Raw genomic sequence first — 23,210 nt, forward strand, 5'->3', positions numbered from 1 at the left:
ACCCTACTCCGGGCTGTTTGGCGGATCGAGATCCTCCAGCGGGGTCTCCACCTCCACCTCCTGCAGCCACTCCTCCAGCATCTTGACGTGCCAAGCCTCCTCCTCAACCATCTCCTGGGCCTGCCAGCGCACGTTGGCATCCGGCGAGGTCTCGGCCACCTGCAAGTAGAAATCCCGCCCACGGATCTCGTTAAACAGAGCGATCTGCAGCGCCTGGGCGGTGTTCATCAGGTAGTGGGCTTCCTCCATGCAGGAGGATTCGGGGCTACCTGGGCAAGCCCACTTGAACTCCCAAGGGGAGATCTCCGGCAGCTCCAGCCCTTCTGCCCGCACCCGGACCTGGTTTGCGTGCTCCTGACTGAAACCCGCCATGCGCCGGAAAAGCTCCGCCACCTGCGGATTGTTGTGGATCTCCATGCTGTCGGCCAGCTCTTCATAGTGCCCCACCGAGGCCTCTTCCAGCTCCAGCGCATGAGCCAGGAACTCCACCAGCGACTCGATGATCCGGGATTGATCACTGCTCATACTAGAAACTCCTCTTCGAGTCGGGCCAGCGCGCTCATCACCTGATTTTCCAACTGCCAGACTGGCAGCTCACCCTTGTAGATCAACCCGGTGGAGCGGCCATCGTCGGCCTGGATGATCCGTGCCGCCTCCACCGGATCGTCCACCGGCACCCCATCAAAGGGATGGACCTGCTGCTTCCACTCGCGCTGCTCAGGGCGGAAAGTGACACAGCTGCTCAACACCTGCACAAAGGCGAAGCCCCGATGCTGGATCGCCTCCACCAGCAACCGTGTCAGCTCGGCCGGATCGCCAGAGTAGCCACGAGCGATAAATCCCGCTCCTGCCGCCAGGGCGATCGCCGCTGGCTGAAAGCTAGGGATGCCGGTGCCGTGGGGGGTCATCTTGCTGGAGAGCCAGTCGGGCCGGGTGGTGGGCGAGGCCTGCCCCTTAGTCATGCCGTAGACCTCGTTGTCCATCACGATGTAGGTGATGTCCATATTGCGCCGGCAGGCGTGCAGGAAATGATTGCCGCCGATCGAGAAGCCATCGCCATCACCGCCAGCGGCAATCACCGTCAGATCGGGGCGCGCCGCCTTGAGGCCAGAGGCGAGCGCCAGCGCGCGGCCATGTACGCCGTGAAAACCGTAGCTGTCGAGATAGGCAGGCAGGCGAGAGGAGCAGCCGATACCGGAGACCAGCGCCACCTGATGTTTCGGCAACCGCAGATGGGCCAGTGCCCGGGTCAGCGCAGCCAGCACCGCGAAGTCGCCACAGCCCGGACACCAGACCGGCTTGATCGCCGATTTGTAGTCTTTCGCCTTGAGTGCAGGCACGCTCATCTCAGCCTCCCGATCCACCGATCTCATCCAGTGCACGCAGGATCCGTCCTGGCCGTAACGGCAAGGGCCCAGGCTGGGCCAGTGAGTGGGCAGAATCCGACAGCACCCCCTCGGCCCGTAGATAATGATAGAGCTGGCCGGAGTGGTTCTGCTCCACCACCAGGATCTGCTCCACCCTCTTTAGGGCCTGATGCAACGCGGCGCTCTGCAGCGGCATCAGCAGGCGCAGTGCGATCACCAGCAGCGCCTCCCCCTGCTCCTCCAGCCGCCGCATCGTATCTAACACCGCCCCATTGCTTGAGCCCCAGGTGATGATGCAGCGTGGCCCGCTGCCGCGGATCTCCGCCCAGGCTTCGCCAAAGTCGAACTCCGCCAGTTTCTGCGCACGCTTGGCGAGCTGTTCATGATGATCCACCGCCATGCTGGAGGGGGTTCCCTGGCGGTTGTGCTCCAGGCCATCGGCGGTATACATGCCGTCCGGGGTGCCCGGCAGGGTCATCGGTGAGATACCCGTCTCACTAACCTGATAGCGCAGATAATCGTCCGCCGGCCGCGTCTCCACGCGTCGGCTCAACCCTAGCTCAACTGCCGCTGGCGGCGATACCACCGCCCGTGATTGCCCGAGGGATTGGTCGGAGAGCACCAGGGATACGGTCTGCAGATGCTCCGCCAGCTGTACCGCCCACTGAGTGGTGAAGACACAGTCCACGATCGACAGGGGCGCCAGCACCAGATGGGGCGCATCCCCATGCATCCCGTAGAGGGCGATATTCAGATCGGACTGCTCCGACTTGGTGGGGATACCAGTGGAAGGCCCACCGCGCATCACATCGACCACAGTCACCGGCGTCTCACTCATCACCGCCAGCCCCAATCCCTCCATCATCAGGCTCAGCCCCGGCCCGGAGGTGGCGGTAAGCGACGCCACCCCGCCAAAGGAGGCGCCGATGATCATGTTCACTGAGGCCAACTCATCCTCCGCCTGCAGCAGCGAGCCGCCAAGCTGTTCCAGCCGTGGCGCCAGCCACTCCAGCATCTCGCTGGCCGGGGTGATCGGGTAAGCTGCGACAAAGCGCACCCCACCACGCAGCGCTCCCAGCGCACAGGCCTGGTTGCCGCTGAGGTTCCAGCGCTCTTCTTGAGGCTCTTCTGACGGCGGTGAAAAACGCGCCTGCAACGGCTGAGCATAACCGAATTCGAGGGCCGCCAGCGCTCCCGCCACCACCCGCTCCCCCTTGGGACCGAGGATGCGATTCAGCGCCTGCTGAAGAGAAGCAAGCGAGAGGCCGATGACCCGCCCTGCGGCCCCCAGAGCCACCATATTGATGCGCCCTCCTTCGAGGCTGGCGGCGAGCTGCTTAAACGCCACCGGCTGGAATTGCGCACCGTTGCCACGCAGCTGCAACGGCACCTCACCAACCGCCGGATCAGCCAGAATCAGGCTCTGCTCAGTAAGCGGGATCTCATCGGCAAAACGCTCGGCATTCCTCCAGTCGAGGGCCAGCAGCAGGTCAAATCTATCCCCCATGCAATCAACCGCCGAGGGGGAAAAGCGCACCATCGCCGCCGACTCACCACCACGGATCTGCGGTCCTGCCGAACGCATCATCACTCCCTGCAGGCCGGCCAGCGCCGCCGCTTCCAGCAGGATACGCCCGGTCGTGACAGCGCCGCTGCCACCGGAGCCGGTGATGGCGATCGAGAAACTCCGAGTTCTGTTGCTGGCATTCATCCTAGCTGGCATTCATCCTATCGGTCCAATCTATCGTCCTCTCCTGCATCCAATGATAGGCGAGCCAGCAAGCGGATCCTTGGGTTAGATCAACTGCGGCTGACCAAGGTAACGGGATCGGTTTATGATGGGCGCCCGCTTTCAACCGAGCAGCAGAGAAGGAATCGGTGTTGTTATGTGTGGTTTCTCAGGCATTCTGTTTCACAGCGAGTCGATCAGAGATCGCTTCCCGCCAGCGCTCGATGGCTTTCGCCAGGCTGCCCGGCGCATCGCACACCGCGGCAATACCGAACACCGGGAACAACTGAGTGAACACTTCTGGCTGAGCCACTACCGGCTGGCGTTCCAGGATATCAGCGCCGGCCAGCAGCCGATGCCAAGCCACGACAGGGAACATCTGATCCTCTTCAATGGCGAAGTCTACAATCACCTGCAGTTGCGCGACGCGATCGTGCGCCAGAGCGGCATCCGCTTCAAGACCCGTAGCGATACCGAAACCCTGATCGAGGGCTGGAAGGCCTTCGGCGAGGCGTTTTTCGAGCAACTCGAGGGCGAATACGCGTTTGTGATCCTGGCCCGCAACGGCAGCGGCTTTATCGCCCACCGCGACCGTTTCGGCGTCAAACCGCTGTTTCTGCACGCCGACGACATCGACAGCCGCACCTTCGCTAGCTTCTCCCCAGAGTACAGCTTCAGCAGCGGAATCCTGGAGTTCGCCAGCGAGATCAAAGGCATTACCTCTCCAAAACGCTGGAACCGGGATGGGCTACTGCGCCAGTTCGTCGGCCTGTTCGAGCCGATCTGCACCCCCTTTGAGCAACTGATCCAGATCCCTCCTGGCGCCATCCTGCGAGCACGGCGCAATGGCGAGGCTTTCAACTGTACGCTACGCACCGCCACCACACCGATCCGCCAATCCGTCCGCGGCAGTCGACTGGCCTGCGAGGATGAGTTCGAGCAGGCCTTCAGCCAGTCGGTGCAGGAGCGGCTGCTGAGCGATGTGGAGTTGGGGGTCTATCTCAGCGGCGGGGTCGACTCCAAGGCGGTCGCCTTCGAGCTGGGCCGGCTCACGGGGCGCGAGCAGCCGATGAAAACCTTCACCGTCGGTTTCAAACAGGCCGGTTACGATGAATCAGAAGAGGCGCTGCGTTTTGCCCGTCATCTCGGGTTCAATCCCCACCTGGTACGGATCGACGGCACAGCGCTCGACTACGCCTATCCACTAGCGGTGCAGAACAGCGAGCTGGTGCAACCCTTCACCAACGGCGCCGCCAAATGGTGGCTGAGCCGCTTCACCCGCCAGTATGTACACGGTGTACTCACCGGTGACGGTGCCGACGAGCTGCTCTGCGGCTACCCCAGTTACCGCTACGCCAACTGGTGGCGATTTGTGATGCGTGGCCGCGGGCAGGCCGAGACCCGCGGCGAGGTTCTGCAGCTGCTGGAGAGAATACCCCTCGGCACGCGGGGACGGGACCGACTCTACAACGGACGTTTCGCCGCCCACAGCAAGAACCCCTGGCTGGCTGGATCGAGTGCGGCCGGCAGCGGCCGAGACTTTGTCGACAGCATCCGCCTGCTCGGCGTGCCCCATCCGCTGTTCGGCCAGATCCAGGCGATCACCCAGGCACTGCTCGGAGATGAGGCGGAGAGCTGGCTGGCTAGCCAAGCCAGCTCGATCCAGAGCTGGTTTGGCGCCGGACTGGCGATCGACGACGCCCTCTGTGCCCCCGACAACGCCCTGCTAGTGTGGCAGAACTACTTCGCAAAGACTCATCTGCCGGTGCTGATTCTCAACTGGGTCGGCGACCGGATGGAGATGGCCAATACCTTGGAAGGCCGCACACCGTTTCTCTCCGGGCACATGCGCCGACTGATCCACGCCCTGCCCGATCACGCCTTGGTCAGCGGTCTGCACGACAAGGTGCTGCTACGCCGCAGCTACGCGCGTCGGTTTCCGCCGGAGTTTGCCCAGACGCCGAAAAAGCAATTCAACGCTCCCTTCCTTGACTCGGCGCAGTTGATCAAGCGATTCAACAGCGACCAGGTTTTCGCGCTGTGCGGCCTGGCGGAGGGGCGCCGACTCCAGGGGCTGCTGGACCAGGCCAAGGCAGTTGAGACGCAGGATCCGTTCCTGGCGACGCACCTTCGCTCGGCTCACCAGACCGCGATCTGTCTCAGTATCGTTCATCAGAGTATCGTTAAGGGTGAGCAGATCGAGCAGGATCCTGAATTCGAGCAGCATTACCTTGCGCAGAGTGGTCCTGTATGACGGCCGGTTTTTCGCTAGCCGCGCTTCATCGAACTGTTCAATCCTCATTCTCATCCTCCGGTAGTTCGTGGCAGAGGTTACAGCCGATCGGCTCACCCCGAGCGATATCAACTATCTCATTATCTTCTATCTCGTAGTGACGAGCTGCAGCAGCCGCGGAGAGCACAGTTCCCAACAGATCGGCACCATGACAGCTGCGACAGGCGTCAGGGTCATCCTTGAAGAACTCCTTGTGCTCATGGTCGGTCCAGCGCATGTCACCCCGGTTATGCATGCCATGCGGACCGCCTAGTGTCATCGGCAGACTGCCCGGTTCATGGCAAGTCTCGCATTCGATGATGGTGCCGCTGTGGCCCTGCAACTGGGTGGCAGTCACATTGTCGTTGGCATTCGGCATCGGATTGGGAAAGATCGCATGGGTGCTACCGTGGCAGCCCTCGCACATCACTCCACCGTGGCCCGTACTCAGGCGATAGAGAGGCTGGTTCTCGGTGAAGCGTGAAGCGGGCGAACGGATCGGCTCTGCAGTGATATCGTCGCTGCGGTAGGCCTGCAACAGACGAATCCCATCTGGCGCCACGATCAGCCCCTCACCCTCATGGTTTGGATTGAGCGCATCACCGGTATGGCAGGAACCACAGCCTGGTTCGCTGCCCCAGGGCACCCGCTTGCTCGAGTCGGCTCCCTCCGGATAGGGGGTATGCGGGAGGTTTTCGGTGAAGTCATCGCCCACCTGAACCATGCTGCCGTGACAATCCTGGCAGACCACCCCGCCAGCCGCCATGGCACCGCGCAGACACTGGGTGTTCTTACCCGGGTGACACTGGTAACAGGTCGCCTGTAATACATCAGCGGCCTCATCCAAGGTGCGCTCACCCGGCAACGGCATCTGCGGAAAGAGTGGCTCATCAGCAAACATCAGCTCACCGTGATGCTGATGCATCGCCCGCGACATCGAAACATGGCTGGTCTGCTGACGACCGCCAGACTCCGGATCATCATCCACCGGCCCCTGCTGTGCCAGATCGAGAGCCGGCGAGTAGTGGCACTGGGAGCACTGCACCGGCCGTTGATTATCGAGATCGGTGCCATGTTTGGTGTCGTGCAGCCGCAGGATGTTGATCTTGGCAGCGTTGTTATGCTTCTCCGGCCCGGGGACCTCACCATCATTGAGTGCCTGACTCACATAGTCGAAGGAGACCGATGCAAAGTCGGCAGCAACACCACTATAGCCATCATCGGTGGTGCCATGGCAGTTGACGCAATCCGCCTCGGAAGCCACCGGCACCACGATATCGGTGCTGGCGAGATCCTCACCTGTTGCCTTGTCGACGGCGGTGATTGTCATCAGCGGATAGGCGTTGGAACGTCCCTGATCATCGATCGGTAGGAGCGGAATGCCATCTGCGGCAAACCAGTTCACGCCCTCAATGGTGGAACCAAACGGCAGACCAGCGAATAATGGCAGATCCCGATCAAAGCGCTTGAACGCCTGCGGCTGATTCGCATTGTAGGGATCAGAGATGCCTGGCATCGCCTGTTGATGCACCACCAGGTTGCCCAGCGCCAGCTCCATCAGATCCGGCACCGGCAATCCCAGATCGGGCGGCAGATGCTCAAAACCCGAGAGGATGCTAAGGCCATTATCAAACGGATAGAGTGTCCCATAACCCCCATAGGCCAGCGTATTGGCGTCCTGAATCTCCCAGAAGTTGCTCTTATAGACCTCACCGTTCTGGCTAGTGGTATTTATCGAGCCCGCACCCACCGGATCGTTGGCACTGCTGGTCGCCACATAGGTAAGCTCGAGCTGGGTATCGTCGAGGATCTCCGGCGGCTGCCCCTCCACACCCTTCTTGACCACCTGGGCATGAACCACATTAAATGGCGGCAGAATGCTAAACACCTGGTAATCGAGATCAGCGCAGTGCATGCCAAGATCGTTGGCAGAGATAACAACCAGATCACCATCGATCGGCTGACCTCCGCCACCACCACCGCCCACGGAACCATCACCAGTAGTGAGCAGCAGGTCGTCAAACTGAATCCGGGTCAACTCGTTGGCCGCGGTCTTCTGGTTGTTGTAGCCACCCAGGATCAGGCGGTGGCTGCCGGCGGCCAGGTTGCCGAGGGTGAGCTCAACCTGCTGCCAACCGGTGGTCTCGTCCGGGCCACCGTTACCGTTGCCGGTCACCTGATCGATGTAGTCGTTGGGCGAGACGCCGATCAGCATCCCGTCGATGCTCACCAGCATCTGGCTCTGCTCGTTGCTTTCGTACCAGGCGCTCTGGGTCAGATTGTAGCGAAAACTCAGCACCACCTCGCTCAGTCCGCCGAGCTCGAAGTCACGCTGCCAGCCGCCGGACATGCCGAAGATGTCGCTTTTGTCGATACCACCCAGATCGATCTGCAGGGCCGCTTCGGTGGGGTTCCACGCCCCATCCGCATAGGCGGGCGCGCTGGTGCCGCGGAAGCTATCGTCCTGATAGCTGAAGCCATCCGCACCGCTGTCAAAGCCAGCCTGGATCAGAGGCTCGGCAAAGGCATTGAGGCTCAAAAACAGGATGATGATGAAGAGCAGTTCAGCGGAGCCGGGCCAGTTGAGAGGGTGTTTGATCGTCATTGCCTACCTTTATTGTTATTAGGTGGTGCTACATCTCAGGCGTATCTGACCTCTGCGGAAACGAATGGACATCGTATTCGCGCCGCACGGGTAAGCGCTGCCGATGACACGCCATACCAAAAACGGAGGGAATCACCTCACGCAAACCTGCAGGCTGGGCATCAGATATAGGGACTGCCACAATTTTTTGCAAAATTCAGGCCACAATTTAATTCCCCTATAACGACCAATGACTTAACTGAATAACAAAAGGGGGCTGGCAAAGCCTCTGTAAAGATCACCGACACATCTCCCCCGGCGTTCGCCCCGTGGAAACAGATAAAACGCGCTAGATAACACCCTTAATATCCTGAGCCGTCAGTAAATTCCCTGGCAAAATGAACGATTCGCTGCCTGAGCAGGGCGAAAAAGAATGTAAATCTTGCCGACACCCGCACTGACAGCATTACTCCAGCAGATTTTCCCGCATCTAACTCCCGTCACATGGGTTTTGATATCAGCAGATTGCCACAGTTTCGCCATCAGGCCTCCTGAATCATCCGGCTCAATAGTCCAGGTAATAACTGGAGGAACGAAGCATGACTGGCATTCAGAAGATCCTGGCCCGGCCCCAGCAGGAAAACCCGGCACTGCGCCTGCTGATCATCTTTGGACTGATCCTGCTGCTGCAGGTCCCTATCTCAATGGTGGATGGGTTGATCGCTGAACGGAGTTTAAGTCGTGAGCAGGCGGTGCAGGAGGTGATGCAGAAATGGGGCCACGCCCAGAACATCGTCGGCCCCCAGCTGGTGATACCGATGACCAGGCGACTCGACGATGGCGCCGAAGTGCAACGCACTCTGGTAATCCTGCCCGAGACGCTGCAGGCGCATGCCCGGATGGCCAGCAAACCCGCCGTAGAGGCATCTACGAGATACCGCTCTACCAGGCGAGGCTACAACTCTCCGGTCGCTTCAGGATCGAAACCATCTCGAATGAGTATCCGGGATACACGGCGCACTGGGGTCGGGCCAGCCTGGTGATCGCGATAAGCGACCCGAAGGCGATCGATTCGGCCAGCCCGCTGATGTGGGGCGGGCAACCGCTCGAACTCCAACCAGGTGTGGGGGCTGGTTGGCGGGATGTGCCATCACACTCTTCTATCTGCTGCTGCTATCGCTGGCTGAGCAGATCGGTTTTACCGCAGCTTACTGTGTGGCAACCCTGATGACCGTCGGCCTGGTATATGGATACACCCGCAGAATTCTCACCAGCAGACGCAACGCAGCCCTAGTCAGCGGTGGACTAAGCATCCTCTACGGCTACCTGTTTGCCCTGCTGCATGAACAGGAGTACGCCCTGCTGGCCGGCTCCATCGGACTGTTTCTGATGCTTGGCCTGGTGATGTACCTGACCCGTAATATCGACTGGTATCAGACCACTGAGCAAGTTGTTGAGAAACGACCAAAGCAGAATAAAGAGGGAATAGAATAACCAACCAATTTGATATAGATTAATGCCCACCCGTGGGCGGCCCTGTTTCAATCCTTTATTATCCGTAACAGAGCCGCTCGCGGCACGAACCAGCCGTAACAAAAAACTCACGCCGTAAACGGCACCCCAACAGAGAACAGATGCAAATACTTCGACACACCACACTCCTGCTCGGTTTTACCCTGCTACTGCCCCCCTTCAGCTTGGCGGCCCACGACTATGACCCGGACAATGGCGAGGAGATCAACGAGCTCTGCGCCGGCTGTCACGGCGAGTATGGCCAAGGCGGCAAGGATGGCGAATATCCCCGCTTGGCGGGGATGCCGCGTGAATTCATCGCCCTCCAGCTACACCTGTTTCGTGACCGCGAACGCCCCAACCTGGCGATGGTGGAGTATGTGGATGACCGCCAAATGCCAGATGAAGACATCCAGGATATTGCGATCTACCTGGAGAGCGTTCGTCTGAAGACCAAACTGCCGCCGGTGGACGAAACCGCCCCTGACTTCGACGCCTATGCCCGGCTGCTGGCGTCGAAGAAGCTAATGCAGATCCCGCGCGCGCCGGGGGATATCGCGAAGGGCCAGTCGCTTTACCGAAAGGAGTGCGCCAGCTGCCACGGTCGTGAAGGCTTGGGTGACCAGAAAAAAGCAGTACCGATGCTAGCCGGCCAATACACCAACTACCTTTGGCGGCAAGTGAAGAAGTATCGCAACAAGATCCGCATCCACGATCCCGAAGAGCCGGATGAAGAGCTGCTGGCAGATTTCAGCGACCAGCAGCTAGGCGATATCTTCGCCTATCTCTCCATCGTTGATGACTAGCAGGTTGTAGAAAAAGTCTCAGGCGAGTGCAGTTTAGGAAGGTTTTTCAGCAGCCTGCCAGGATCATGGCAGATCGCTGCGTTTAAAGAAAAAATAACCCAGGCCGGCACAACCAGTACCCAGCAGGATCGGATAGATCAGCGCATAGGCGATGTAGCCGCTCTGGCCAAAGTTGTCGAGGATCACGTAAGCCGTCGGACCAAGCAGCACCAGCTGCGGGTCGAACAGCATCATGGTGGCGGTGCGGAATACCTGCATCGGATTGGCCAGAGCGAGCGCCACCGCGGTCTCCGGCGGCAGGTTTTCGCGGATCATCACCCCGAGCAGGATCAGATCGAGAAACAGTAACAGGGTCAGCCAGACCACAAACGCCGCCCCCTGCGCCACATCGGAGGAGCGCGCCAGGGTCGAGATCAGCATACCGATACCGAGAAAACACCAGGCCAGCGACATCAGCAGCGCAGTGTAGTAGATCAGCAGATCCCAGGGGATCTCTGCCCCCTTCACCATGCCCCAGGCGGTGGCCCCGAGCATCGCTAGAAACACCGGCAGAAACACCACGAAGAAGCGGCCGAAGACCCGCCCCCAAAACCAAGCGCTGAGGGTGATCGGCAGCGACAGCAGGTATTCGAAGATCCCCGCCTCCCGATCCCCCGCCACCGAACGCACCGTGGTGATCAGCACAAACACCGGCAGCATCGCCATCGACAGTTGGATGTAAGTGATCAGCAGCCGCGACAGGCCAGTGAAACCCATGATGCGCGACTCAGCCAGGCCAAAGGCGAAAAGAATCACTATCAGGCCACCAAAGACCATGGAGTAGACCATAAACCAGCGCGCACGCAGGGATTCAATGATATCGGTGTAGGCAGTGAGCCAGAGGTGTTTCATCAGGGTTTCTGCTCGGGAATGATGGTGGGTAATGTCGACTCCGCCCGCTGCGCCTTGCGTGCGGCATCACGCTGCGCCGCCTGCTGCTTGAAGCGCTCCAGCAGATGCACGCCGTGAATATTGAAGCGCTCCTCGACCTTGAGGATATGCTGCTTGGCCTGCTCGAAATCGAGCCCACCCTCGAGTGGCTCTGGCTGGGCGCCCAGGCCAAACTCCATCGGCGTGATCTTGCCTTTTACGTAGGTGGCGACGCGGGCGTCGATCCACTCGCCATTGCGGTGGTCGGTGACCCAGATCTCGGTGCGCGGATCATCTTTCCAGGGCTGCTCTTCGAGCCACAAGATGGCACAGCCAATGTCGTCAAAGGCGACCACTCGGGAGCGGGGTTTTTCCTCGGGGAAATAGCGAATCTGGGCCGAGAAGTTACGATCGCTCAGCACCATGCGGCAGCGCTCGCAGGCATCCCGATCCCACCTCACATCTTTTGGACCTGTGCCCGGATCGCCGGAGCAGGCGGCAAGCAGCAACACAAGGCCAACCGCCAGCCAGCAGGCAAGCTTATGCGGCATCCGCTTCAGCCTCATCCATCTGCATCCCCGCCAACAGCGCCGCATAGCGCGACAGCAGGCCGAGGAAACGCAACCGGTCGGGGCCAGCGATGACACCGCTCCAGCTCAGGCCGTCGGCCGAGCCGCGAAACCCCCACTCGCCGATCGCCTTGGCGAACGCCTCGGCCGGCTGTACCAGTCGCACCTGGACACGCAGCCGCGAGGAGAGCTCCACCAGATCGGCTACCTGGTCGTCCAGCACCACAAGGCCCTGGTCCATCTCAATCACCCGGTTGACCAGCGAGGCCACCTCATCAAGACGGTGGCTGGAGATCAGCATCGCCGCGTTCTGCTGCTTCTCCGCCAACAGCTGGAAGAAGATGTGGCGCGCTTCAGGATCGAGGTTGGCAGCCGGCTCGTCCATCACCAATAGTTCGCTCTCGCGACCCAGCGCGATGGCGATCAGCAGCTTCTGTTTCTGCCCGCCGGAGAGTTTGACGAAGGGCTGATGGCGGAACTTGTCGACATCAAAGCCGAGCTGGCCCGCCACCCCGATCATGCGCGCCGGGTCGCTCCCGCAGAGGCTAGCGGAGAAGCGAATCAACTGTCCCACTGGCATGCGCAGCGGCGGCGGCAACTGAGGCACGAAGCCCACCATGGAGAGCACTTCGCGGCGCTGCTTACGCGGCTCCATACCATCCACTGTAACCCGCCCCTCGCAGGTGTATTCGCCCAGCAGACAGCGGATCAGGGTGGTCTTGCCAGCACCGTTGGAACCCACCAGCGCGACCCGCTGGCCGCGCTCGATGGTCAGCTCTACGCCCTTCAGCACCTCATGGCGACGAAAACGTTTGACCAGATTAGAAAAGTGGATCATGCAATATGCGACCGCAACTATCAGGCCTGTTAACAGGCCCTAGAGAAATTTGTTTAACCCTTTGACTTCATAAGTCAACGAACTGGTGGGACAGACATCCACACACATGCCGCAGCGAGTGCAGTCTGCGCCCACATCCTGATTCACATCATAGGCCGCGCCACGGATGGTCAGATCCAACACGTGCGGGACCAGACAGACCTTACGGCAGTCACCCTCATAGTGACAGGCCTCGGCATTGTACTTGACCCGCACCGGCGACAACACACCCACCACACCGTAGGTAACGCCAATCGGGCAGACATAGCGGCACCAGGCACGGCGCGAGTAGAAAACCTCAAACAACAACAACGCCCCAACCCAGAGCAGCGCCACTCCCGGGCCATAGATTAGCGCCCTACTCAGGATACCGGTGGGGGAGATCGTCTCGAACACGGTATAGCCCGAGAGCAGCGCCAGCAGGGCAAAGATCAGATAGAAGACGGTGCGGGTACCGCGATGGAAGCTATGGTTCTTGATGATCTTCTTCTTCACCAACCAGAGGTGCAGATACTCCGCCCACTCGGAGAGCAGGTGGTAGGGGCAGACCCAAGAGCAGAAGGTGCGGCCACCGAGCAACAACCACAACACGAACACGGTGGTGGTGCCAATCACCAGATTCAGCACGATATGCTTGTATGCCAAACCCACCTGCAGTGCTGAGTTGAGATCCGCCATGTGAAAACCCACAAAGCGTGATGCGGTAAGCGCGCCTTCCAGCAGCTGCACGTCGAAATAGTAGGAGACGACAAACAGCAGATTGACCAGTATCAGGGTGATCCAGCGCCGCCGCTGCCATTTATTACAGCAGGTATTCCTGTGTTCATGGCGTACTGTCTCAATGTCGGCCTTGGAAAGATTGCCTTTCTTGCCCTGATAGATTTCCAGCAATTCGATCGGCTGCTCGCCCTTGGCGGGCCGACGGGGTTTGGCGCCAAATATCTGTGACAGGGAGTCTCTTATGTAGCGCATATCAACCTCCCAGCGTATCCGTAGTTTTATCCAGATCGATCACAATCGCAGCGGACTCGACCGGACAGATCATTTCACAGACACCGCAACCGACGCACCCCTCCTTGATCACGGGCTTCATCCTCGTCTCCCCATTGGGCAGTTCGAATGGCTCCAGCGCAATCGCATGCTTTGGCGGACATTCGTTGCCATGCTGTTCCGCTACCCGTGCGACCTTGCCGCTATCTCCAGAGGCTGCGGCCTGCTTCGCCTTTTCCGCACACTGGGTGATACGAATCTCGATAGGACACTGGCGCACACAGAGATCGCATAACTCCAGGTCGTAAGGGTGATCCGCCACCGGAATGGGATTCCAGCGGTCCACCTTGTCATAGCGTAAAAGCCCTTCATAGTCCGGCCCCCTGGCCTGACCTTTGAAGCCTTTACCCTGTACTGCAAGGCAGGCACCGGGACGGGCGAGACGAGCAAAGCCCATACGGGCATCGGCTGGGTAGTCGAGATGATGGGGCAGGGCACCGGTTGGACAGGCCAGTACGCACTGCAAACCATCGCAGGAGAAATCGCAGGCCTGCGCTCGGGCATCGATATAGGGAACACCGACACCAAACCCATCATTGAGGTCCGCTAGTTTGATTGCATTGACCGGGCAGACCTGCACACACTGGCCACACTTGATGCAGGAGGCAAAAAACTCCTGCTCATCATCAGGGGTTTTGATCGCACCGGGGGGGCGCAGCCGGATCGATGCCCCCTGCACCACGGGGATAATCCCAAGCAAGGATGCACCAACCACTCCCACAGTCAACGCAGTGGAACGCAGGAACTCCCGCCGGCTCTGCTCTTTCCGCCGTGGTGAAAGCGTTTTTTTGGCGTTGGGTTTTTTCGTCGTTTTGTCACTCATCAGAGACCCTGCCTCCAGAAATTTGAGCTGTGGCTACCTTCCCAGCGATTCTCTTAGCGCCTTTAGCGGATCAAAAGCTTCCTGACTTTTCACCTTGACGCCCTCAGTTGTTTCGCTGGTCACAGCAGACCCACTCTCCAGCCCCACCTCGGTAACAACTGTCTGAGCCAGTTGAGCAGTCATCATCGGCTTCTTGTCCCGAACCAGCATATTTGGGTGGGTAAACGGAGCAAGGCGCTCCAGAAAATCCATCACTTCCAATACCGGTGCGCCTTTGAAAAAACGGGCAGGCGGCACATCCATCCAGATTCTGTCGGCATAACTGTATAGCTCGTAGGGCTTATCACCCACGCCGTCACGATCCTGGTCGAAGCCTTCATAATCATCCCAGTAGTTTCCGAGCCAGTCGTTCCTATTTGCCGTTTTGCCCGCACCGGAAACTGCGACCTGAGTAATATTACCCTTAAAGCTATTGCCTTCCAGGGTATTCCCCGTCCAATCATTCAAGAACAGCATACCAATCCCACTATAGGCGATCAGATTATTCTTCAGCCGATTGGTCGTATCAGGATCATAGGGGGAAATATCCAGATAGATGCCGGTGGCGCAATAGAGAATCTGATTGCCAACGATATCCACGTCGGACGTCTCTTTAAAACCAATACCCATCCCAGTCGGGCCTTGAGCGTGGGCGATATAGTTATTCTTCACCTGTACGCCGTCGCTGTACATCAGGAAGATACCCACAGAATTATTTTCGTAATGGTTCTCAAGCACCTCATTGTATTTTGAATACATGAAGTGCAGAGAGTAACGGCCACCACGGGAATCGTTACGGGCAATCAGATTGTCCGCCGAGTACCAGACGACCATATCCCGGGAATTGCGAATAATATTGTCTGTAATCTTATTGTTGAAACTGTACCAGAGACGCACAGAATCGCCCCGCATGCCAAGATCGAAAGGCTTGGAGGAGATGCGGTTGCGCTGCACGAGGTTGTTCTCGGACTGCTGGAGGTCAATGCCGAACAGGGTGTTGTCGATGACATTATCCTTGATGACATTGAAGTTACCACGAACCTGGATGCCCGAATCGATATCGTTGTGGGACTCACCGGAGTTGGTCAGATGCAGATTTTTGAGGGTTGCACCATCGGTATCCAGGTAGATAACGGAGCCCTTACCGCCAGCATCGATGGTGACCTTCCCCTGACCATCGATGGTGATGGCACTCTCAATGGTCACCGGTCCGGCATAGGTGCCGGGCGGTGGAATCAGCGTACCGTTAGGATCGGCCGCATCGATCAGCGCCTGAAAGGAGGGGTAGGCTGCCTGGCCGCTGCCCAAAGGCAGCAGAAAGGCAAGACAGATCAGCGCATGTGACCAAAGCGATGGCTTCAATCACTCGACTCCTTAAACTGTTTCTTACGGATCAATGCCGCCACAATCAGCACTACCGAGGTCAACAGCATCAAAAAGAAGCCTGTGTAGGGATAGGAGTGGGTCGCAAACTGAGCCACTTTACCATCACCAAATACTGTCGGCATGAAGGGTTTGACCGAAAAGGCGCCCATATCATTCAGGGTGTGGCCATACCACCAGAGCCAGGCCGAGTAGTCGATAATGAAGAAAACAGGCAACGCCATAGGCACCAGCACTAGCAACCAATAGAAGAAGCCATTATTTTTCCGCGCGCCGACCACAACCACCACCATCGCACCGATCAGGCCGATGAATACCACATTGATAGCTAGTTCCAGGGTGGCGACCATCGGCACGATCTCTTCCTGGTTATTAAAGTAACGGCCCAAACTTTTCGCATAGTGCCAGGACATGACCTGGAACGAACTACCGTTCCAGGGCTCCAGCGTATCCGACTTGACCTGGTCAATGTCGTAGGACGTCCTGAGCTGTTCGATCAGGTGTGCCTTGCTGGCATGGACCTTGTTGGCCTTTGCCTTTTTCGCAGCAACCTCAGACGGAAGGATGACCTCCACTCCAGACTCCTCCAGTGAGTCTTTCAGGACACCGGTAATCCCACCTATCACGATTTCGGGCTCTGCGGATTCGCCGGACGCCTCCTGGTCAAGGGAGGTCACCAGCGCGGTGACAAATCCTTCATTCTGCAGATAAAAACCATCCTCACCATACAGTGTGAGGGACATCCAGATGGCGATGCCTGCAAAACCGGCACTCATTAACGCCATACGGATTTTCGGCTTGGTGCAGATGAATCCCAACAGCATAACGGCCATGAACACCATCAGAAACTGGCCGAAGCCACGCTCTACCGGACCACCCGCGGCAATCGGATACATGCCGACGTAGTGGTTGATGGTATCCATCTCATGCACGCAATCCAGCGCTTCATCTTCAGTGATTTCAGCTTTATCCTGCTTTTGACAGCCGTTGAAGACACCATTCATATGAAAATGGATCCGCACACCATCCGGGAAGGACTCAGGCGGATAGTTTGGCGCCGTGAGAGAGACCCACCAGATCGGACTGTAAAAGATGGCCGCAAGCAAACCTGCAGCGATCAGAGAGAGTATTGCGACTTGGAGCGTTTGCTTGTTTTGCATAATCACTGACATGTTATTGAGTCCCCTGGTGAGCCTTAAGGAGCCTCTGAACGAAGCTCCTTAACCGGCTCCCGGGGAAATATACGGGAAAGCCTGCACCGGATATTCCAGGCATCCGGTGCAGCTGTCATTGATTAATCGTAATCAGGATTCTGGTAATCTACGGAAGGAGCAAGATCCTTAGCAGGAACCTTCTGACGGGATACGTAATTGATAACCATCTTCATATCCATGTCAGAGAAACCTTTGATCTGTTTCACCATGTCAGGGTTTGCATTGCGACGTTTGCCGTCACGAATCCACTCGAACTGGCGCAGCATATAGGCGTAGTGCTGACCCTGGATCCTAGGATAGAATTTTTCGTTACTGCCTTCGCCATTGTCGCCGTGGCACTGGGTGCAGTTGTCGGCGTAGAGCTTCTTACCTTGCTCAAATTCCGGCGTACCCTCTGCCCAGGCGCCTTTGCCGTTGTCCGGATTCATCGGCAGCTTGGAGATATAGGTGGTGACGTCAGCAACCAGCTGTGCAGGCTTTATCTCACCTGCATGATAACCGGCCACCGCCAGGATCTGTTCGTCCAGAGCAAACGGGTACATGGTGGGATTGTCACGGTTCTTGGCACGGATATCGGTCAGCTGCTTTATCAGCACATTCCGGTGCTGTCCGGCCAGCTGGGGAAAGGTTCCGTCCTTCAGACCCCAGCCTTCCAGCAGATGGCAGGCAGAACAAACTTCATAGACCGCAATGCCACGCTCCCTGTCTGGCGTCAGGAGCATCGCCTCAGTCTTCTCCCCACCCGCTTTGTTCCAGTCTTTGACATCCGTCACCTGGGCATCGCCTTCTCCCGCAAAGCTGCTGCTGGAAACGGCCAACCCTAAAGCCAGTGATAGGGTCGTCAATGCAGATTTAATACTCATTACAAGTTTTCTCCTGTTCCCCGGTGCCGGGGCACAAATACTTTAACGCAGACCAGATCGAGTTCACCGACCTCTTACCTGACCGGAAATTCAACCTCTATTCCGGAGACGGATTCTTCCACGGGGAATATTAGCGCTCATTGATATACGTCAAACCCCGCTACGGAAATGAACCCCACAGCGGATCCAATCTCATTGCAAGATTATTTTGACTATTGAGTGGTGAGCCAATCGGCGATGGCACGCATCTCTGCCTCGGAGACCAAACCCATCACCCCTTTCATGGCAGCAGTCTGGCCATTATTACGAGCACCGGACTTGATATCTTTCATCTGGTTGAAGGCGTAGTCGGCATTCTGACCGGCCAGCTTGGGATACATGGGCATGATCGGGGTCTTGGCATCTTTGCCGTGGCAGGACCAACAGGTCTTGGTTTGAAAGAGCGCTGCACCGTCAGCAGCAACTGCATTGCCAAGCATGCCAAGAGAGAGAGTTGCAGCTACTGCGGCATAAGAGATCAACTTCAACATTAGTATTTCCTCTTTACTTCAGACAAAGTCACCCAAACTAGGCAACCATTTTTCATGGGGACGGAGTCTCTCACCGAGCAAAGCACCCCGCATTGAGCAACATCAAATAGAAGCCCCTCGGCAGATTATGGCTCATAGTAATGTATATATCCGAGTTCTGAACGGTTATCAGGAGAACCTCTGACCCAAAATACACCCACAATTTTTAACGAAATAACTACCCAGAAGCAGAAAAGGGGACCGTTAGGCCCCCTTTCCCATTCAGGTCAATTGCTTCTCAGCAACTATTTAGCCTTTTTCGGCTCGACCTTCTTTGCACCATGCTCCTCAAGGAAGGTCTTGGCACGCAACCCCAAGTCAGCGGTCTTGACCTGGTACTGCCAGTGCTGACCAGCCCAGAGAGTCGCGTTCTGGTAGTCACCCTTGGCGGCATAGCCCTCGGCCTTCTTCTTGGCTTCGTCAGCAAAACCGAGCTGATCAGTCGCATCCTCAACCAGCGCCACAACCTCCGGGAAGTCCTTGTAGTTATGGCTGGTGATGAAGCCCACCACGGAGTTGATCACAGCCTGGGTGTCGATGTTGGTTTTCACCTGCTTGTCGTAATCAGCCTTGGTGTACTTCTGACCTTCCTGGATCTTGCCTGCTTTGGCCACGTAGCCCTTAGGCTTGACCAGCAGATAACCCTGCATCTCCAGGTGGAGGGCGGAGCAGAACTCGGTGCAGTAGTAAGGATAGACACCGGCTTTGTCAGCCTTGAAGGTGGCAGATACGGTCTTACCAGGCTCAATAGAGAGATTGACGTTCTGGCTATACATGGCGAAACCATGGGTCTCGTCCTCAGCACGTTCCAGGTTGGTCAGATGGATAGAGACAGTCTCACCCTCTTCGACCTCAATGATCTCAGGCGTGATGTGAGAGCGAATCACCGTACCGTAGACATGAACCACACCGTCTTTGCGCACCACCTTCTCACGGCCAGCACGGGTCTTCCAGGGTGATTTCTTGTCGGAACGACTATCCCAACCGGACTTGTAGCGTACGGCCGGTTTCAGCTTGTCGGCCTTGATGGCAACCACATAGTGAGGTTCGCCAAGCGGCAGCGGCATGTCGTAGAGCAGCTGCATCTTGTCACCACTGATGTCGATCAGCTGATGGTTCTGCGGATGCAGGGGGCCAACAGGGTTGAAGCGATCGATGGCCAGTTTGTTAAGGGAGACCAGATACTTGCCGTCAGGAGAGACGGAATCGCCTTCCATGGAGACCAGGTGGCCGATGTTGTAATGGATATGGAGTTGATCCAGCACCTTGCCTTGGCAGTAGTCCCACTTGGTGACCATGGAGTCCACATAGATAGAGGTGTAGACCACGCACTTCTTGGAATCATACTGGTTATGCAACGGACCGAGGCCCACCTGCACCTGCGTGTGCAGGGTATCCTTCATGGAGATGATCGGGATGCCATAGGGATCTTTGCCTTCGAACTTCTTGTTCTTGATGGCATTCTGGATCTTCTCCCAGCTGTAGACCCAGGCATGACTATCCAGCTTACCGGCGATGATGATGTGCTTACCATCGGGGCTCACATCCACACCGTGCGGACTCTTGGGCTCGGGGATCAGATAGAGCAGGCCTTCTTTAACAGCCTGCTCGATGGTGATCTGATAGGAACCATTGACCTTATGGACCTTGCCGGCGGCAACCAACTCAGCAGCCTTTTTCCAGTTTGTCACATGTAGGAAGTCGGTATCCTTCTGCGAGCAACCTGCCTCGAAGGGAGGACGCCCTTTCTCGATACCACCCACATAACGCTCGGAGCAGAAGGAGTTGGTAAAGCCCCAACCTGCACTGGCCTTTTTACCCGCGTCGGAGAGATCCTGGCTATAGGGAGGCAGCTCGAAAGTAAAAGAGTCTTCAGGCTTGATGCGCCCCTCTTTCATGTCGAACTTCCAATAGGTCAGTGCGCCCCGATACTTATCATTGAACTCTTCCAACGGCACATAATCATGGCTGACAGGCGCTGCATACTGGGAAGCCTCCATCACATATTCCGTATTCGGGGTGACGAAGGCACCACCATGATCGGACTTCATGAAGGGGTTGACCACGATCTGCTTGGTTTCAAAGTCGTGCAGATCGATCACCGCGATGCGGGGATTTGCCTTGTCGTTGATAAACAGGTATTTACCGTTGTATTCACCCTCGGTCTCAGAGAAGGCCGGATGGTGGGTATCACCATAGGTAATCTGCTTGCCATTGATCTTACCCTGAGCCAGGATGGCTTTGGACTCGTCATCGAAGCCGTAACCCTGCCAAGGCTCCGGTGTAAACACACCGATGTATTTTAGGATACGCATCGACGGGATGCCGTAGACGATCACATGACCACTCTGACCGCCTGAACTGAAGGCCAGATACTCGTCACGACCGCCAGTTGGTGTATAGGTCTTAGCGGCGGCCAACAAGTCTTTCTGCGTTAGGCCACGCTCCTTCATCACATCTTCGAGCGAGGCCTGGGCCCAGACACTCGTCGATAACCCCAAACCGAGGCCAACCCCGGTCAATACCGAACATATTCGCTTAGTGGCAGCTTTCATGGTTCCTCCGAACGGATTGATACAGCCTGCGTTCTATCGATCAATGACAAAATGCAACGGGGCAATCCTCCTCCCGTTGGGTCATTTGACTCCTTGATTTGTGTCAAATGACACACTTTTTCAAATCACCGTCTTATTCTAGACAGGAATCTAAAAGAGTGAAGGCGGAAACCCGACATATCTCTATCAATTAAGTGATAAGTATTAGACACACGCCTCCTTGAACCGGGAGAGGTTCATCTGCAATAAGGCGTTTTGACTTATCCGTTCAGGGCAGGATCAAGGCCAACTCTTTGACCAGATCTTTGGGAGTGATACCGTGGGCAAACTTGGTGATAAAGCGACCATCCGGCCCCATCAGATAGAGGCTGGCGGAGTGATCCATGAGATAGAGTTCCGGACTGGGCGCATCTTCTGTCACCTTCTCGTACTTGACCTTGAACTCTTGCGCAACACGCTCGATCATCTCCTTGGAACCTGTCAGCCCTACCAGACGTGGATTGAAATACTCCACATAGTTTCGCATCACCTTTACTGTGTCCCGCTCTGGGTCGATGGTGATGAAGTAGGGTTTTATCCCATCTGCCCGATCACCGAGCATATCCAGCGCCAAGGAGAGCACCTGCAACGAGGTGGGACAGACATCCGGACAGTAGGTGTATCCAAAGTAGAGCAGTGAATAACTACCCAGAAAATCCTCTTGGGTGAAGAGTCTCCCCAAATGGTCGGTCAGGATGAAACGACCGCCGATATGGACAGCGGCTGGCGCCTCTTCAGATTTGGCAACATCCCGCGCCCGGGCCGCCTCGGCAACATCCGCATTCAGGCAGCGCTTAATGGTGTCGGTATTGTGATCCATCATCCTGACATAGAGATCCGGCCCTGGCTCAAGGTGGATTCCCAGGCTGTCCAGCTGGCCCACATTGATCGTCTGCCCCTCAGTCAGCAGCGCAAGATGTTCAGCCTGCATACCCGCTTCAGTCAGCAGACACACCGCCTCACCATCCGCGATGCGCTGACGCATTTTAAGCAGGGCATGAGCATCGGTGTTATGCCGAGGAGAGGCCGCAACATGCTCCAGCACCGTCAGCGCATAAGCTTGCTCAAAATACTGCAAAGTATCGTAGTATTGCAGCCCAAGCCCGGCCTTCAGGCCGCGATAACCATATTCATACTCCCGGTCAATGCGGGCCAGCTCCTTCTGCAGCTTGCGTCGGTTTTTGGCGTAGATATGGCTTCGTTTCGGGTCGGCCTCACTGAGCAAGCGGGCAAACTCTTCAACCAGGAGGATCGCATTGCGATCATCGAGCCAGAAAAAGGGATCACGCTGGCTGTGGTCTGCCCGCATGGGCAGAATCTTCAACACATCACTCGACAACAGCTCGATTACCCGCACATCAGATGGCAACGCCTGAATCGTCTTCGCCAATGATGCCTCGAGCTCCGGCCCTACCCAGACCAGGATGTCGGCCTGGCGCAGCCGCTCAGCCTGCGCCTTCGACAGCTCAAATCCATAGGGGGACTGCTCCCCCGAGATGAGCAACTCCGGCGAGTCCGCACCATTCATCAGAGCAGCCAGCAGGGAGTGGATCGGTTTGATTGTGGCGATGACTCGGAAACTACTCTCCGACAGCGCGGCAGCGCTGTTGAACAGCAGACAGAACGCCATTAGCAACTGCGGCAAAAAACTCGGACGAAAACCCATGGACCTCACCTACGCTCGCTGGAGGGGTACTCCCGCTCCAGGGAGTCGATTGCACTGCCAACCTGATCGGCCAAAGTGCCGGCAGAGGGGCAATTCTCCCCCCGCTCAATAAGCTCCATGAACGATTTATTGGCGGTTACATCAAACAGCTCACCCAGCTGCCGCAGCTTCGGCAAGCGCAACACCAACGCCCGCTTCATCCGTTGTGTCTGCTCAAGATAGCCACACTGCAGCGCGATACCATTCAGTCGACCCAACTCACGAATAACCTCCAACTTGGCATCAGAAATCGCATGCGCCTGAAGCATCCCCTGCAGGAACAGGGCACCAAACAGTAAAGATTTTCTCAACTTCATGAATAAAGACTCCATCAACCGGACTGCA

At 57.3% G+C, this 23,210-nt stretch carries 20 protein-coding genes and 1 pseudogene; 4 read left to right on the forward strand and 17 right to left on the reverse strand.

Annotated elements, in window-relative coordinates:
- Positions 1–3: 3 nt before the first annotated feature.
- The 3 genes from Ga0074115_RS06065 to Ga0074115_RS06075 are packed head-to-tail and all read right to left on the reverse strand — an operon-like array spanning position 4 to position 3,090.
- On the reverse strand, positions 4–525 hold the full coding sequence (locus tag Ga0074115_RS06065) for a ferritin-like domain-containing protein (protein ID WP_057956962.1): 522 nt from the start codon (positions 523–525) through the stop codon (positions 4–6).
- Complete coding sequence (locus tag Ga0074115_RS06070; protein ID WP_057956965.1) at positions 522–1,346, reverse strand: 2-oxoacid:ferredoxin oxidoreductase subunit beta; 825 nt, start codon at positions 1,344–1,346, stop codon at positions 522–524. Before Ga0074115_RS06070 ends, Ga0074115_RS06065 begins: the two co-directional genes overlap by 4 nt.
- A 1-nt stretch (position 1,347) precedes the next feature.
- Positions 1,348–3,090 (reverse strand): 2-oxoacid:acceptor oxidoreductase subunit alpha, encoded by a 1,743-nt coding sequence (locus Ga0074115_RS06075; RefSeq protein ID WP_408642706.1) that lies wholly within the window; start codon positions 3,088–3,090, stop codon positions 1,348–1,350.
- 163 nt (positions 3,091–3,253) lie between these two features.
- Here Ga0074115_RS06075 and Ga0074115_RS06080 point away from each other — a divergent pair, with 163 nt between their 5' ends.
- Positions 3,254–5,350, forward strand: a complete 2,097-nt coding sequence (locus Ga0074115_RS06080; RefSeq protein WP_057956964.1) for an asparagine synthetase B family protein — start codon at positions 3,254–3,256, stop codon at positions 5,348–5,350.
- 37 nt (positions 5,351–5,387) lie between these two features.
- Here the strand turns inward: Ga0074115_RS06080 and Ga0074115_RS06085 are convergent, their stop codons facing one another.
- Positions 5,388–7,973: a hypothetical protein gene (locus Ga0074115_RS06085; protein ID WP_232432930.1), complete on the reverse strand. Its 2,586-nt coding sequence runs from the start codon at positions 7,971–7,973 to the stop codon at positions 5,388–5,390.
- Positions 7,974–8,330: 357 nt separating this feature from the next.
- Complete coding sequence (locus Ga0074115_RS16210) at positions 8,331–8,495, reverse strand: hypothetical protein (RefSeq protein WP_157292684.1); 165 nt, start codon at positions 8,493–8,495, stop codon at positions 8,331–8,333.
- 161 nt (positions 8,496–8,656) lie between these two features.
- Here Ga0074115_RS16210 and Ga0074115_RS17235 point away from each other — a divergent pair.
- The 3 genes and pseudogenes from Ga0074115_RS17235 (at position 8,657) to Ga0074115_RS06095 (ending at position 10,270) form a co-directional block, all read left to right on the forward strand.
- Positions 8,657–9,180: pseudogene (locus Ga0074115_RS17235) on the forward strand (inner membrane CreD family protein).
- Positions 9,087–9,446, forward strand: a complete 360-nt coding sequence (locus Ga0074115_RS06090) for an inner membrane CreD family protein (protein ID WP_232432931.1) — start codon at positions 9,087–9,089, stop codon at positions 9,444–9,446. Before Ga0074115_RS17235 ends, Ga0074115_RS06090 begins: the two are co-directional and overlap by 94 nt.
- A gap of 140 nt (positions 9,447–9,586) precedes the next feature.
- Complete coding sequence (locus Ga0074115_RS06095) at positions 9,587–10,270, forward strand: c-type cytochrome (RefSeq protein WP_057955117.1); 684 nt, start codon at positions 9,587–9,589, stop codon at positions 10,268–10,270.
- A 63-nt stretch (positions 10,271–10,333) separates the two neighbouring features.
- Here the strand turns inward: Ga0074115_RS06095 and Ga0074115_RS06100 are convergent, their stop codons facing one another.
- From Ga0074115_RS06100 to Ga0074115_RS06155, 12 genes are all read right to left on the reverse strand, one after another.
- Positions 10,334–11,161 carry an ABC transporter permease gene (locus tag Ga0074115_RS06100; RefSeq protein ID WP_005958994.1) on the reverse strand — a complete coding sequence of 276 codons (828 nt, stop codon included), beginning with the start codon at positions 11,159–11,161 and terminating at the stop codon, positions 10,334–10,336.
- Positions 11,161–11,730: a hypothetical protein gene (locus tag Ga0074115_RS06105; protein WP_198295046.1), complete on the reverse strand. Its 570-nt coding sequence runs from the start codon at positions 11,728–11,730 to the stop codon at positions 11,161–11,163. The genes Ga0074115_RS06100 and Ga0074115_RS06105 overlap by 1 nt, the downstream gene beginning before the upstream one ends.
- Positions 11,720–12,586, reverse strand: a complete 867-nt coding sequence (locus Ga0074115_RS06110; protein ID WP_005958992.1) for an ABC transporter ATP-binding protein — start codon at positions 12,584–12,586, stop codon at positions 11,720–11,722. The genes Ga0074115_RS06105 and Ga0074115_RS06110 overlap by 11 nt, the downstream gene beginning before the upstream one ends.
- Positions 12,587–12,625: 39 nt before the next feature.
- Positions 12,626–13,597: a NapH/MauN family ferredoxin-type protein gene (locus Ga0074115_RS06115; protein ID WP_060528322.1), complete on the reverse strand. Its 972-nt coding sequence runs from the start codon at positions 13,595–13,597 to the stop codon at positions 12,626–12,628.
- A 1-nt stretch (position 13,598) separates the two neighbouring features.
- The gene (locus Ga0074115_RS06120; protein WP_057955115.1) at positions 13,599–14,498 is read right to left on the reverse strand and encodes a 4Fe-4S binding protein; all 900 of its coding nucleotides are present in this window, start codon (positions 14,496–14,498) and stop codon (positions 13,599–13,601) included.
- 33 nt (positions 14,499–14,531) lie between these two features.
- On the reverse strand, positions 14,532–15,899 hold the full coding sequence (gene nosD / locus Ga0074115_RS06125) for a nitrous oxide reductase family maturation protein NosD (RefSeq protein WP_057955114.1): 1,368 nt from the start codon (positions 15,897–15,899) through the stop codon (positions 14,532–14,534).
- The gene (locus Ga0074115_RS06130; protein ID WP_060528323.1) at positions 15,896–17,092 is read right to left on the reverse strand and encodes a hypothetical protein; all 1,197 of its coding nucleotides are present in this window, start codon (positions 17,090–17,092) and stop codon (positions 15,896–15,898) included. Before Ga0074115_RS06130 ends, nosD begins: the two co-directional genes overlap by 4 nt.
- Positions 17,093–17,214: 122 nt before the next feature.
- Complete coding sequence (locus tag Ga0074115_RS06135; protein WP_232432932.1) at positions 17,215–17,997, reverse strand: c-type cytochrome; 783 nt, start codon at positions 17,995–17,997, stop codon at positions 17,215–17,217.
- 212 nt (positions 17,998–18,209) lie between these two features.
- Positions 18,210–18,527, reverse strand: coding sequence for a c-type cytochrome (locus Ga0074115_RS06140; protein ID WP_060528324.1), 318 nt, complete (start codon positions 18,525–18,527; stop codon positions 18,210–18,212).
- A 284-nt stretch (positions 18,528–18,811) separates the two neighbouring features.
- Positions 18,812–21,121 (reverse strand): Sec-dependent nitrous-oxide reductase, encoded by a 2,310-nt coding sequence (gene nosZ, locus Ga0074115_RS06145; RefSeq protein WP_060528325.1) that lies wholly within the window; start codon positions 21,119–21,121, stop codon positions 18,812–18,814.
- A 268-nt stretch (positions 21,122–21,389) separates the two neighbouring features.
- Positions 21,390–22,790 (reverse strand): metal ABC transporter solute-binding protein, Zn/Mn family, encoded by a 1,401-nt coding sequence (locus tag Ga0074115_RS06150; protein ID WP_198295047.1) that lies wholly within the window; start codon positions 22,788–22,790, stop codon positions 21,390–21,392.
- 41 nt (positions 22,791–22,831) lie between these two features.
- Positions 22,832–23,182: a hypothetical protein gene (locus Ga0074115_RS06155; protein ID WP_057956095.1), complete on the reverse strand. Its 351-nt coding sequence runs from the start codon at positions 23,180–23,182 to the stop codon at positions 22,832–22,834.
- Between the last annotated feature and the right edge of the window lie 28 nt (positions 23,183–23,210).

The sequence above is a fragment of the endosymbiont of Ridgeia piscesae genome (genome assembly GCF_001443665.1).
In the GTDB taxonomy this organism is placed as follows: Bacteria; Pseudomonadota; Gammaproteobacteria; order Chromatiales; family Chromatiaceae; genus Endoriftia; species Endoriftia persephonae.